Origin of the sequence: Micrococcus sp. 116 (assembly GCF_902506395.1) — a bacterium.
GTDB classification, from domain to species: domain Bacteria; phylum Actinomycetota; class Actinomycetes; order Actinomycetales; family Micrococcaceae; genus Micrococcus; species Micrococcus luteus.
The window spans coordinates 17,720-30,453 of the sequence record NZ_LR732370.1 but is presented as its reverse complement, the minus strand read 5'-3'; the positions used below and the strand labels follow the sequence as shown (position 1 = coordinate 30,453).

Here is a 12,734-nt window from a genome sequence, read left to right as displayed (position 1 = left end):
CCGTTATGGCGCGGGGTGTAGGGGCGGATCCGGTGATGCCGGCCCCCGAGCGAGACCACCTTCGCGGTGAAGTCCGCAGCCCGATAGTTGTTCCCGTTGTCCGTGATCACCCGGTCCACGGTGATGCCGTGGGCGGCGAAGAACGCCCGCGCCCGGCAGTAGAAGCTCACGGTCGTGGCCGCCCGCTCGTCCTCCAACGCCTCGGTGTAGGCCAGGCGGGTGTACCCGTCGATCGCCGAGTGCAGGTAGGTGTAGCCGACCCGCCGGCCAGGCCCGCGCTTGGAAGCACGGCCTGCTTCACTTTCACGTCCGTGGGTGCGCCAGCCGCCCCCGTCTGGGATCTTCCCGATCTTCTTCACATCCAGGTGCACCATGTGCCCCGGCCCTCTCGCGGTGATCTTCTGGGGTCGTTGGCGCAGGTCTTCTCCGGCCGGGGTCAGGTCCCGTAGGCGGGAGATCCCGAGTCGGTGCAGCCACCGTCCCACGGTACGAAGACACACCCGGTGGCCCTCGGAGACGAGGTGGTGATGGATGCGCCGTGCGGACCACTTGCGCTCCCGCCGCAGGGCGTGGATCTGGGCGACCAAGACCGGATCGAGCTGGGCAGGTGAACGGTGCGGCCGGCTGGGCAGGTCCTCGAAGAACGCCCGCGCCCGGCAGAAGAACCCGATCGTGGTCACCGTCCGCTCATCCTCCAACGCCTCGGTGTAGGCCAGGCGGGTGAACCCGTCGATCGCCGAGTGCAGGTAGGTGTAGCCGACCCGCCGGCCAGGCCCGCGCTTGGAAGCACGGCCTGCTTCACTTTCACGTCCGTGGGTGCGCCAGCCGCCCCCGTCAGGGATGCGCCCGATCTTCTTCACATCCAGGTGCACCATGTGCCCCGGCCCTCTCGCGGTGATCTTCTGGGGTCGTTGGCGCAGGTCCTCACCCGTGGGCGCGAGGTCTGGCAACCGGGAGATGCCCAGTCGGTGCAGCCACCTGCCCACAGTGCGCAGGCACAGCTGGTGGCCTTCAGAGACGAGGTGGTGATGGAGGGCAAGGGTCATGGCAAGGGCCATGACAAGGGCGCCGACCACCCGGGCAAGGGCCGCGTGAAGGGCGAGGACCACCCGGGCAAGGGCCGCGGCGTGCAGCGCGGCGCCGCCACGCACCCCGTCTTCTCCGCCCATGCCTGGCTGACCGCCGCGGGCCTGCCGCGCTGACCCATCGAGAACGAGACCGAGGACGACATGACCCCCCTGCCCCGCTTCGCCGCGCGCACCGCGGTGACCACCGCCGCCCTGGCCCTGCTCGCCCCCGCCGTGGCCCTGCCCTCCCAGGCCAGCCCGGCCGGCGACTCCCTCGTCATCAACGAGGCATACACCAACGGCGGCTCCGCGAACGCCGTGTACACCCACAAGTTCGTGGAGCTCTACAACCCCACCGACCAGCCGATCAACCTCGACGGCTGGTCCCTGCAGTACCGCTCCGCCGCCGGCACGGCCGCGACCCAGGGCACGGTCGCGCTGTCCGGCACGGTGCCCGCGAAGGGCCACTTCCTGGTCTCTGGCGGCTCCAACGGCACCGCGGGCGCGGCCCTGCCGCAGGCAGACCTCGTGGCCGGCGGGGCGTTCAACCCCGCGGGCACCAAGGGCACGATCGTGCTCGCGCGCCAGGCGGGCACCGTGACGGACCTGCCGGTCGGCTCCGTGGTGACCGGCCAGGTGCCGGGCGTCGCGGACGTGCTCGGCTACGGAGCCACGAACACCTTCGAAACAGCGGCTGCCGGCGCCCCCTCGGCCAACTCGGACCCGAAGTCCCTCACCCGCACGAACGGCGTGGACACGGACGACAACAGCGCCGACTTCACCGTCACCGACCAGGTCACCCCGACCAACGCCGCCGCCACCGGCGGCGAGCCGACCCCGGAGCCCGAGCCGCAGCCGACCCCGGCCGAGCGGATCACCATCGCCCAGCTCCAGGGCACCGGCACGGCCACCCCGTACGCCGGGCGCCAGGTGACCACCACCGGCGTCGTCACCGCCGTGTACTCCACGGGCGGCTACGACGGCTACTACATCCAGACCGCCGGCACCGGCGGCGACACCCCCGACGCCACCCCGGGCGCCTCCGACGGCGTGTTCGTGTACTCGCCGGACACGGTCGGCTCCGTGACGCTCGGCGACCACGTCCAGGTCACGGGCGAAGCGGCCGAGCACTACGGCCTCACGCAGATCAAGGTCGCCGCCGGCGGCGTGCTGCCGGTCGCCGAGCCCGGCGCCGTGGCCCCCACGCCGGTGGAGTTCCCGCTGGAGGAGGCCGACCGTGAGGCGCTCGAGGGCATGGTCCTCGCCCCGCAGGGCGACTGGACGGTCACGGACAACTACTCCCTCAACCAGTACGGCTCCCTCGGCATCGTCCCCGGCACCACGCCGCTGGACAACCCGACGTCGGTGGCTCGGCCCGGCGCCGAGGCCCAGGCCGTCGCGGCCGCCAACGCGCAGCAGCTGATCGTGCTCGACGACGGGGCCACCACGAACTTCATGCGCTCGCCGGGCAACCAGAATCCGCTGCCGTACCTGGACGCGGACCAGCCGGTGCGCGTGGGCGCGGGCCTGGAGTTCACCACCGGAGTCATCCTCGACTGGCGCTTCGACGCGTGGTCCTTCCAGCCGCTGGGCCACCTCACCGATGCCACGGCGGCCGCCGTCCAGCCCGTGACGATCGAGGACACCCGCCCGGCCGAGGCCGCCCCCGAGGCGGTCGGCGGCAACGTCACCGTCGGCAGCTTCAACGTGCTCAACTACTTCACGACCCTGGGTCAGGACGTGGCCGGCTGCAGCGCCTACCGCGACCGCGCCGGCAACCCCGTCACCACGAACGGCTGCCTGCCGCGCGGCGCCTACACCTCCGAGGCGTTCGCCCGCCAGCAGGAGAAGATCGCGGCCGCGATCAACGGCCTCGGCACCTCGGTGGTCGCGCTCGAGGAGATCGAGAACTCCGAGAAGTTCGGCCTCGACCGGGACCACGCGCTGGCCCACCTCGTGGAGGCCCTCAACGCGCAGGCCGGCGAGCAGCGCTGGGCCTACGTGGCCTCCCCGGCCACCCGTCCCGCGCTCGCGGACGAGGACGTCATCCGCTCCGCGTTCATCTACCAGCCGGCCGAGGTCACCCCGGTGGGCGAGTCGGTGATCCTGGACGACCAGACGAACTTCGACAACGCCCGCGAGCCGATGGCCCAGCTGTTCCGCGCCGCCGACGGCACGTCCGAGGGGGCGGCCGGCACCGACTTCGTGGCGATCACCAACCACTTCAAGTCCAAGGGCGGCTCGGGTGCGACCGGGGACAACGTGGACGCGGGCGACGGCCAGGGCGCGTACAACGCGGACCGCGTGGGCCAGGCCGAGGCCCTCGTGGCCTTCGCCGAGCGCATGAAGGCCGAGACCGGCACCGACCGCGTCCTGCTGATGGGCGACTTCAACGCCTACGAGAAGGAGGACCCGATCCGCGTGCTCGAGGCGGCCGGGTACCTCTCGCAGGGCGCGCTCACGGGCGAGTACTCGTACGCGTTCGGCGGCGCCGTCGGCAGCCTGGACGGGATCTACGCCTCGCCGTCGGCGGCGACGGCGATCACCGGCCAGGACATCTGGATGATCAACGCGAACGAATCCGTGGCACTGGAGTATTCGCGCCACAACTACGTGGCCGAGGACCTGTACTCCGCGGACCAGTGGCGGTCCTCGGACCACAACCCGATCCTGGTGGGCCTCCAGCTCGACGCGCCCGTGACCGAGCCGACCCCGGAGCCGGAGCCCTCCCCGCGCGAGACCTGCGACGGCGTGACCGATCCGCGCGGCGTGCCGGGCAAGCCCGCGAACTCCGTGCGCGAGTGGCTGCGCTGCGTCGGCGCGACCCCGGGTCACGGCGGCGACCACCCGGGCAAGGGCCACGGCCCGGAGCACCCCGGCAAGGGCCGCGGGCCGGTCCGTCCCTGACGGGACGCGGGGCGCCGCACCCGGCATGACGACGGCGGGGCCGTCCGGGAGCCACCCGGACGGCCCCGCCGTCGTCGTGGGGGCTCAGCCGGCGAGCACGGCCGTCGCGGCGGCGTCGGCGTCGGCGAGGAAGAGGGCACGTCCGGCCGGATCGGCCCCGGCCTCGGCCGCGATCGCGGTGCCCCACTGCACGCCCGAGAGCTGCAGGCCCAGCACGAACACGTCCGCGTGGACCGTGCCGTCCGCGGCCCGCAGCCGGTACGGGCGGGCCGTGACGTCGAAGCCGGTGGCGGGCACGCGCACACCCTCCTCGTCCTCCCACGTCCCGGCCGCGGCGACGCCGTCCGCCAGCATCTGACGGACCAGCGGGGAGGCGGCGGCCTGCACGCGGTTGGGCGGCATCATCGCCTCCACCAGCCAGGCCCCCTCGACGACGGCGGGCCCCAGCGAGTCCTGCGCTCCCACCTGGGGGCTGTGGGCGGTGAATGCGTGTTCCTCGGCCTCGACCACGGGCGCGGGGCCGGCCCAGGTGAGCAGGCCGGCCCGGTGCACCGCGAGCATCTGCTCGACGCGCCACAGGGGCGGCCCGGAGGCGAGGCCCTCGACCAGCGGCTCGAACCAGCCCTGGACGTCCCGGATGCGGGAGGCCTCGGCGATCCGGCCCTCGGCGATCCACGCCTTGATCCGCAGTCGGCCGGCATGGAGCGCGCCGACGGCCATCATGAACGGGGACTCCTCCCCGAGGGCGGCCTCCACGCAGGCCTGCTCCATGAGGTCCGCGACGGCCCGCTGATAGTCCTCGTGGGAGGCGAACACGGCGTCCTCGAACGGGGACCCATAGGCCAGGATGTCGAGGAAGCGGCGGCCGGGGGCGTACCGCTGGAGGAGCTCCTCGGCGTGCGCGGAGGTCACGGGGGCGCCGCGGCCGGCCTCCTCGAGCTGGCCGACGAGCTCCCCGAGGAACCGGCGCGCCTCGACGGGCCCGCCGAGGATCTCGGGCTGGGCCCGGACGAGCGTGGCGTAGTAGTGCCGGACCACGTCGCGGTGCAGCAGCGGCCAGAGGTGCTCGGCGAGGTCCAGGGCCCCGTGCCGGGCGGCGAGGGCGTCCACGGCGGCGTCGGAGAGGTAGCTGAGGGTGACGCCGCGGGGCACGAAGGCGTCCACCTCCGCCTTGGGCAGGTACGGGATGCCGCGGCGGGACATCAGGTGCAGGCGCGGCTCGTCCCCCGACGGCTCGTACCGCAGGGCCCGGCCGGGTCCGTCGCCGGTGCGGCGGTACACCCCGCCCCGGCCCTGGGTGAGCTGGGCCAGCAGGTCGAACGCGTTCAGGCCCATGCCCCGCACGAGGACGTCCGCCCCGGCCTCCACGGTCTCCCAGTCCACGTCCGAGGGGATCTGCGGGCCCTGGTAGTGCAGCTCGTCCCGGCCCCGCGCGGCGGCGGCCATCCGGTTCTGGCCGGGGCTGAGCTCCGCCGGCTGATGGCCCAGGCAGAGCACGACGGCGTCCGCGTCGAGCGCGGCGACCGCACCGTCGGCGTCCCGCAGCTCCAGGCGGGCACCGCCGTCGGGCCGGGGGTGCAGGGCGGTGGCCTCGGCGCGGTGCTCGACGACCTCGACGACCTCGGTACGGGCGCGCAGCCCCGCGACGACGTCCTTGTACAGGTGCCGGAGGTAGCGCCCGTAGACCGCCCGCGCCGGGTACTGGTGGCGGCGCACGCCGAGGCTGGCCTCCGGGTGCACGCGACGCCACTGGTCGAAGGTCTGGGCGGCGGTGGAGGGGCGCAGACCGGGGTTGTCGGCGGCGCACGCGGTCGGGAAGAACGCGGGGGTGTTCATGAGGTACAGCTCGGACTGGTCCGTGCGCCACACCCGCCCTGGCCCGGGCGGATAGGGGTCCACGACGTCGATGCGCAGCCGCCGGGGGTGTGCCTCCGGGGCCGCGCCCTCGAGCCGGGCGAGGATCCGCTCCAGCAGCATGACGCCGCGGGGGCCGGCTCCCACCACTGCGAGGCGGCGCTCGGCCACCAGGGGCTCGGACATGGGGCCTCCACTCTCCTCGGGATCGTTTTCACGCCTGCGGCGCGCGTATTCCACACAATATCGGTGGCCGTCAAGGGTCGCGGACCGCATGCGCCACACTCCCACCGATCCCCCAGGATCCACAGCAGGCCCGGACGAAGAATCCGCGGAATCATGCGGATCGCGTCGAGATTCTGGGAGAAGTCTGGGAATTGGGAATCTGGGGGGCCGATGGTTGACGCCACTCGGGCCCATGGGGAATTGTGAATGAGCGTAAGGCAACAAAACACCAATTCAAAAGGAGAATTCCTCATGGACCGCAACGCTCTCGACCAGCTGCAGAACTCCACCGTCTTCGCCACCGACGGCGACAAGATCGGCTCCGTCGGTCAGGTCTACCTCGACGACGTCACCAACGAGCCCACCTTCGTCACGGTGAAGACCGGCCTGTTCGGCGCCCGCGAGACCTTCGTGCCGCTGCAGCAGGCCCAGACCACCGCCGACGGCATCACGGTGCCCTTCGAGAAGTCCTTCGTGAAGGACGCCCCGAACGTGGACGCGGACGGCTCGCTGACCCCCGAGGAGGAGCAGCGCATCTACGAGTACTACTCCATGGAGTACTCCGCCGCGGATCACGACGGCGACGTGCGTCGTGACGACGTGCGCACCGACGCCGGCGCCGCCGGCGTGGCCGGCACCGCGGGCGTGGCCGGCGTGGCCGACCGCCGCGACGAGGCCGTCGTGGACGGCGACCGCCGCGACGTGGCCGACCGTGACCGCCGCGACGTGACCGACGCCGACTCCGTCGTCGTCAAGGACGAGCAGCTGAACGTCGGCACCGAGCGCCGCGCCTCCGGCCGCGTCCGTCTGCGCAAGCAGGCCTACACCACCACCGAGACCGTCGAGGTGCCCGTCACCCGCGAGGAGGTCGTGGTGGAGCGCGAGTCCGTCGACCCCGACTCCGCCGAGGCCCGCACCGCCGGCCGCGACGGCGACGTCGAGGTGACCACCTACGAGGAGACCCCGGTCGTCGACAAGACCGTGGACGCCGAGAAGGTCTCCCTGGGCAAGCGCCAGGTGCAGGACACCGAGACGGTGACCGAGGAGGTCCGCCACGAGGACGTCAAGGTCGACGGCGACGCCACCGATCGCGACCTCGACGGCCGCAACGACCGCAAGGACCGCATCTGATCTGAACGGACGCGTCGGCCTCAGGCCGGACGGCTGACAGATCACCCGGGGCCCCGGATCCATGGATCCGGGGCCCCGCTCGTGCGCGATGGTGATCCGCCCGTGAGCACGGCGTTCCTTTGCCCTGCCCTGGCCTGGCGCGCTAAGCTGGACCGGTCTGACCGCGCGTCGCCCCGTGCGAGGCGCGCCGGACGGAGGAGACGTGCCAGAGCGGCCGAATGGACTTCACTGCTAATGAAGGGCTCGACGAAAGTTGGGCCGGGGGTTCAAATCCCCCCGTCTCCGCGAGAGAGGGCCGGAATCCACGCGATTCCGGCCCTCTTCGCGTCTGCCGCGGGGACCTGACGTGCCGACCGACCGGTGACTAGCCCTCCCCGCGGCGCTCCCGCATGCGGCGCAGCAGCTCGTACGCCTCCGGCACGGAGAGCTCCGAGTGGCTGGACAGCTGGACGGCGGCGGACTCGAGGTTGCCGTCTCGCACCATGGCGGAGAGCTGATCGCGGAGCCACGGCGGCAGGTCCTGCGAGGAGAGGCGGACGGACTCCGTCCCCCGCATCACCTCGACCTCGAAGGGGAGCTCCTCCTCGGCGGGGGCGGCGGTCCACTCGGCGGGGACGGTCAGGGTCGTCAACTCGTCTGCGGGCGGCGCTGCTGAGTCGTGGTCGGCGTCCTGCCGGGCGTCGTCCTCGGCCACGGCGTCAGAGGTCTCGCGATCGGGCGTCTGGGCGTCCGGCTCCCCCCGCCCGCTCGAATCCTGTCCGGGCCGCTTCGGCCCGGGGGTCTCGGCCGGGGCCGCATCGTCCCGGTGGGGCTCCCCATGGTCGTCGGGAACGGGCCCCGCGACTCCGGCGGACGTGGCGTCCGGTTCCTGCACCGGCTCGGAGTAGACCTGCGGATGCACGGCGAGGGACTGCACGTCCATGACGGCGTCCTTCAGGCCGCGTCCCGTGTGGGCGCGGTAGTCGCGCACGGCCTCCATCACACGGCTCTGGGCGATGTGCCCGTACACGCGCCGATGGGCGTCCTCGTCCAGCAGCCCCGCCGCCAGACGCGCCCGCTCCGGTCCGATGTCCAGCCCGCGACCGGACGGCGTGCGCTGATCCGCCGCCTGACGCGCTCGACCAGCCGACATCCACCGGGCGGCGGCGAACGCGAGGGCGCCGATGACGACCACCGCGAGGACAGGGACGAGATATTCCATGCCTCCAGTCTAGGTGTGGCCCGCGAGGGCCATGCCGGCAGCCGCGGCGCCACATCACAACCTGGTCACAGTTCTGCCAGGGCTCCAGAGCCACCGGGGGGCCTCCCCTACGGTGGAACGTGGAGTCCTCCGTGTCTGGTCACGGCGGCCATGGAGGAGACACTCCGCCCGCCACTCGACCGAGCCAGGAGACCGCATGTCCTTCCCCCGCCCGTCCGCCCGCACCGTCGACACCCCCTCGCCCCGGCGACGCCGCTGGTGGGGGACGTCGGTGGCGCTCGCCCTCGTGCTGGCCGGCTGTGCCGCCCCGCAGGGGGACGAGGGGACGGCGGCCGGGTCCTCCGGCGCCACGGACGCGGCCGTCTCGTCGCCCGCATCTGCGGACGGATCGGAGGCCTCGTCGTCGCAGGGACGGTCCTCGGATGCGGCGTCGTCCGGTGAGGGCTCGCCGTCGGCCGCCGCGGACCCCGCGCTCCCCCTGGCCGCCCGCTCCCATGAGGACGTGCCGATGCGGGCCTTCACGGCGGAGGAACGCCCGCCGCAGTTCGTCCTCTTCTCCTTCGACGGTGGCCGTCAGGACGCGCGCTGGAAGACCTTCCTGGACGCGGCGGCGGACTCCGACGCGAAGTTCACGGTGTTCCAGTCCGCGATCAACCTCATCGAGACCGCCAACCGGGAGAACTACACGGCGCCCGGCAACGAGCCCGGCTACGTGGGCACGGAGTTCGGCGGCGACGAGGCCGAGGTGGCGCAGCGCATCGAGAACATCAACACGGCACACGCCGCCGGCCACGAGATCGGCACCCACTACGCGGGTCACCTGGGCGCGCCCACGAGGTACGGCGCAGACCAGTGGTCCACGGCCGAATGGAAGCAGGAGTACGGCTCGTTCACGGACATCCTCTCCGACCCCGGCGCCTACAACCCGGGCAGCTCCCTGCCGGCGCTGGAGGTCACCCCCGACGACGTCAAGGGCGGACGCCTGCCCTGCCTCGACGGGGAGTGGGACCAGCTCGTCCCGATGTGGAAGGACAACGGACTCGAGTACGACACGTCGCGTGCCGCGGCCGCCTCCGGCGTCGCCTGGCCCTACCAGGAGGACGGGATCTGGGAGTTCGAGATGCCGATGACCTGGTCCCCCGTGCTCGCCGAGAAGGACGCGGCCAGCCCGTTCGTGATGGCGATGGACTACAACTTCTGGATCTCCGGCAACGGCGGCAAGGACATCCCGGAGGACGTCTCCCGACTCACCGACTTCCAGTACCGCACCTACCGCTACATGTACGACTCGGCGTTCGCGGGCAACCGCGCCCCGCTGGTCTTCGGCAACCACTTCAACGACTGGGGTCTCAACGCGTTCAACCCGGCTGTGGAGAAGGTCATGCGGGAGGTCTGCGTCGAGGAGGACACCTACTGCGTGACCTACCAGCAGATGATCGCGTGGCTCGAGCTGCAGGACCCGGAGGTCCTCGCCGCCTGGCGCGACCAGGCCCGGTCCGCCACCGGCACGGATGCCGAGGCCCTCGGCTGGTGATCGGCGGGTCGACCCACTGACATCCGCCCCGACGACGGCCCCGGCTCAGCGCGCCGGGGCCGTCCCGCGTCCGCGCAGCACGACGACGGCGCTCACCAGGGCGGTCAGCACCAGGGCCAGGACCATCAGCACCGTCCCCGGCCACCCATGGGATTCGTGGAACACGCCGCCCAGCCAGCCGAAGAGGCTCGAGCCGGCGTAGTACGCGAAGTTGTACAGGGAGGTCGACTGGGCGCGGCCCGTGGGGGCGGCCGTCCCAGACCACGCGGAGGCCACGGCGTGGGCGGCGAAGAACGCGCCCGTCACGAGCACGAGGGCGGGCACCAGCACCGCCGGATGCGGGACCGACGTGAGGGCGACGCCCGCCGCCATGGCCGCCGTCGCGCCGGCCAGGACGGGCAGCCGGCCCACCCGCGCGGCCAGCCGACCCGCGCGCGGCGACGACCACGTGCCCGCGAGATAGGCGAGGAAGACGAGGCCGGCCGCCGTCGGCGTCCAGGAGAACGGCGGGTCGAGCAGGCGGTACCCCACGAAGTTGTACAGCGCCACGAACCCGCCCATCAGCAGCGCCCCCTGCAGGTAGACGGCGACGAGCTCCGGCGAGCGCAGGTGACCGCGCACGATGCGCACGAGCGTCGCCGGGGAGGTGGGCGACGGCGTGAAACGTCGGGCACGCGGCGTGATCGCCAGGAAGCCGACCGTGCACAGCACCCCGACCACGGTGACGGCCAGCATCCCGCCGCGCCACGAGGACGCCTCCGCGACGGGCAGGGCGAGGAGCCGGCCGGAGAGCCCGCCGAGGGTGGTGCCGGCGATGTAGGTGCCGGCGGCCGCCGCGACCGCGTGCGGGACCACCTCCTCCGCCAGCAGCGCCACGGCGAGTCCCGCGACACCCCCGTGCGCCATGCCCTCGAGCAGGCGCAGGCCCAGCATGGCCTCGAACGTGGGTGCGAGGACGCCCGTGAGCGCGCACGCACTGGCGGAGACCATCGAGACCACCATGGCGCGTCGGCGGCCCCACCGGTCCCCGGCCACGGACCACGGCACCACCGACAGGGCGAGGCCGAGTGTGCTGGCGGAGACGAGCAGGGCGGCACGGTCCGCGGGGACGCCCAGGTCGTCGCTGACCAGCGGCAGCAGGCCCTGCGGGGAGTAGAGCTGGGCGAACGTGGCCACCCCCGCCAGGAACAGCCCGATCAGCAGCCTGCGGTACGCGGGCTCCCCGGGAGCGGCCGGCGCGGGTCCCGACGGCGGGACGGCCGGGGGCCCCGCGCTCGGGGGCGGAGTGGTCGGGGGCACGCCCTCACTGTATCCAGGCTGTCCACTACGATCGGTCGGGTGACTACCTCGACCCCCTCCCTCGACCTGCACGACTCCTTCAAGGCGTACGACGTCCGCGGCATCGTGGGCGAGTCCATCACGGCGGAGAGCGTCCGCGCGGTGGGCGCGGCCTTCGTGGACGTGCTGGGCCTGGCCGGTCAGACCGTGCTGGTCGGCGGGGACATGCGCCCCTCCTCGCCCGCGTTCATGACGGCCTTCGCCGAGGGTGCCACGCGCCGCGGCGCCGACGTCGTCACCCTGGGGCTGATCTCCACGGACATGCTCTACTACGCGGCGGGCGTGAAGCAGGCCGCGGGCGTGGTGTTCACCGCCTCGCACAACCCGGCCGAGTACAACGGCATGAAGATGGCCCAGGCCGGCGCCGTGCCGGTCTCCTCGGACACCGGGCTGTTCGAGATCCGCGACGCGGCCCAGGCCTACCTCGACGCCGGTGAGATCCCCGCGGCCGAGACCACCGGCACCGTGACGGAGGAGGACATCCTCCCCGGCTACGCCGCGTACCTGCGCTCGCTCGTGGACCTGACGGGGGTGCGCCGCCTGAAGGTCGTGGTGGACGCGGGCAACGGCATGGCGGGCAAGACCACCCCGGCCGTCCTCGGCGACGCCGAGCTGGCCGCCCTGCCGCTGGAGATCGAGCCGCTCTACTTCGAGCTGGACGGCACCTTCCCGAACCACCCGGCCAACCCGCTGGAACCGGAGAACCTGCGGGACCTGCAGGCCGCCGTCGTGGAGCACGGCGCGGACATCGGCCTGGCCTTCGACGGCGACGCCGACCGCTGCTTCGTGATCGACGAGCAGGGCGCCCCGGTCTCCCCCTCCGCGGTCACCGCCCTGGTGGCCCGCCGCGAGATCGCCCGCGCGAAGGCCGACGGCGAGCAGACCCCCGTGGTCATCCACAACCTGATCACCTCCCGCGCCGTCCCCGAGCTCGTGGCGGCCGACGGGGGCCGGGCCGTGGAGACCCGCGTGGGCCACTCCTTCATCAAGGCGGTCATGGCCGCCGAGTCCGCCGTCTTCGGCGGCGAACACTCCGCGCACTACTACTTCCGCGACTTCTTCAACGCGGACACCGGCATGCTCGCGGCCATGCACGTGCTGGCGGCCCTGGGCGGCCAGGAGCAGCCGCTGTCCGAGCTGGCCGAGGAGTACGAGCCGTACGTGGCCTCCGGAGAGATCAACTCGCAGGTCGCGGACAAGGACGCCGCCGTGGCCGCGGTGGTGGCGCAGTTCGCCCCCGCCGTGGGCGAGGGCGTCGGCGAGGGCCAGGCCGTGCACGAGGACTTCGCCGGGGTGGCCACCACGGTGACCCGCATGGACGGCACCACGGTCGCCGCCCAGGACGGCACGTGGTGGTTCAACCTCCGCCCGTCCAACACGGAGCCGTTCCTGCGCTACAACGGCGAGGCCCGCACGGCCGCCACCATGGAGGCGCTCCGCGACGCCGTGCTGGCGATCGTCCGCGCGGAGCGCTGAC

8 protein-coding genes, 1 tRNA gene and 2 pseudogenes are annotated in these 12,734 nt (G+C 72.9%); 6 read left to right on the top strand and 5 right to left on the bottom strand.

Annotation, left to right across the window (positions count from 1 at the left end; genetic code table 11):
- Both CITRIK5_RS12380 and CITRIK5_RS00125 read right to left on the bottom strand, forming a co-directional pair.
- A pseudogene (locus tag CITRIK5_RS12380) lies at positions 1–635 on the bottom strand (DDE-type integrase/transposase/recombinase); the annotation flags it as partial.
- 3 nt (positions 636–638) lie between these two features.
- Positions 639–1,034 (bottom strand): annotated as a pseudogene (locus CITRIK5_RS00125) (IS481 family transposase); the annotation flags it as partial.
- Here CITRIK5_RS00125 and CITRIK5_RS00120 point away from each other — a divergent pair.
- Positions 1,029–1,202: a hypothetical protein gene (locus tag CITRIK5_RS00120; RefSeq protein WP_159832839.1), complete on the top strand. Its 174-nt coding sequence runs from the start codon at positions 1,029–1,031 to the stop codon at positions 1,200–1,202. The pseudogene CITRIK5_RS00125 and the gene CITRIK5_RS00120 sit on opposite strands and share 6 nt — an antisense overlap.
- 27 nt (positions 1,203–1,229) lie before the next feature.
- Positions 1,230–3,974, top strand: coding sequence for an ExeM/NucH family extracellular endonuclease (locus CITRIK5_RS00115; RefSeq protein WP_186315069.1), 2,745 nt, complete (start codon positions 1,230–1,232; stop codon positions 3,972–3,974).
- A gap of 84 nt (positions 3,975–4,058) precedes the next feature.
- Here CITRIK5_RS00115 and CITRIK5_RS00110 read toward each other — a convergent pair whose 3' ends face one another.
- Positions 4,059–6,014: an FAD/NAD(P)-binding domain-containing protein gene (locus CITRIK5_RS00110; RefSeq protein ID WP_159832837.1), complete on the bottom strand. Its 1,956-nt coding sequence runs from the start codon at positions 6,012–6,014 to the stop codon at positions 4,059–4,061.
- Between the two features lie 291 nt (positions 6,015–6,305).
- Here CITRIK5_RS00110 and CITRIK5_RS00105 point away from each other — a divergent pair, with 291 nt between their 5' ends.
- Positions 6,306–7,184, top strand: a complete 879-nt coding sequence (locus tag CITRIK5_RS00105) for a PRC and DUF2382 domain-containing protein (RefSeq protein WP_061867511.1) — start codon at positions 6,306–6,308, stop codon at positions 7,182–7,184.
- A gap of 196 nt (positions 7,185–7,380) precedes the next feature.
- A tRNA-Ser gene (locus CITRIK5_RS00100) sits at positions 7,381–7,469 on the top strand.
- Between the two features lie 79 nt (positions 7,470–7,548).
- Here CITRIK5_RS00100 and CITRIK5_RS00095 read toward each other — a convergent pair.
- On the bottom strand, positions 7,549–8,385 hold the full coding sequence (locus CITRIK5_RS00095; protein ID WP_061867512.1) for a hypothetical protein: 837 nt from the start codon (positions 8,383–8,385) through the stop codon (positions 7,549–7,551).
- A gap of 196 nt (positions 8,386–8,581) precedes the next feature.
- Between CITRIK5_RS00095 and CITRIK5_RS00090 the strand changes: the two genes are divergently transcribed.
- Complete coding sequence (locus tag CITRIK5_RS00090; RefSeq protein ID WP_159832835.1) at positions 8,582–9,919, top strand: hypothetical protein; 1,338 nt, start codon at positions 8,582–8,584, stop codon at positions 9,917–9,919.
- 45 nt (positions 9,920–9,964) lie between these two features.
- On the opposite strand, the gene CITRIK5_RS00085 is transcribed toward CITRIK5_RS00090, so the two are convergent.
- Complete coding sequence (locus CITRIK5_RS00085; protein ID WP_255354996.1) at positions 9,965–11,116, bottom strand: MFS transporter; 1,152 nt, start codon at positions 11,114–11,116, stop codon at positions 9,965–9,967.
- Positions 11,117–11,257: 141 nt separating this feature from the next.
- Here CITRIK5_RS00085 and CITRIK5_RS00080 point away from each other — a divergent pair, with 141 nt between their 5' ends.
- Positions 11,258–12,733 (top strand): phosphomannomutase/phosphoglucomutase, encoded by a 1,476-nt coding sequence (locus CITRIK5_RS00080; RefSeq protein WP_061873256.1) that lies wholly within the window; start codon positions 11,258–11,260, stop codon positions 12,731–12,733.
- Position 12,734: the final 1 nt, after the last annotated feature.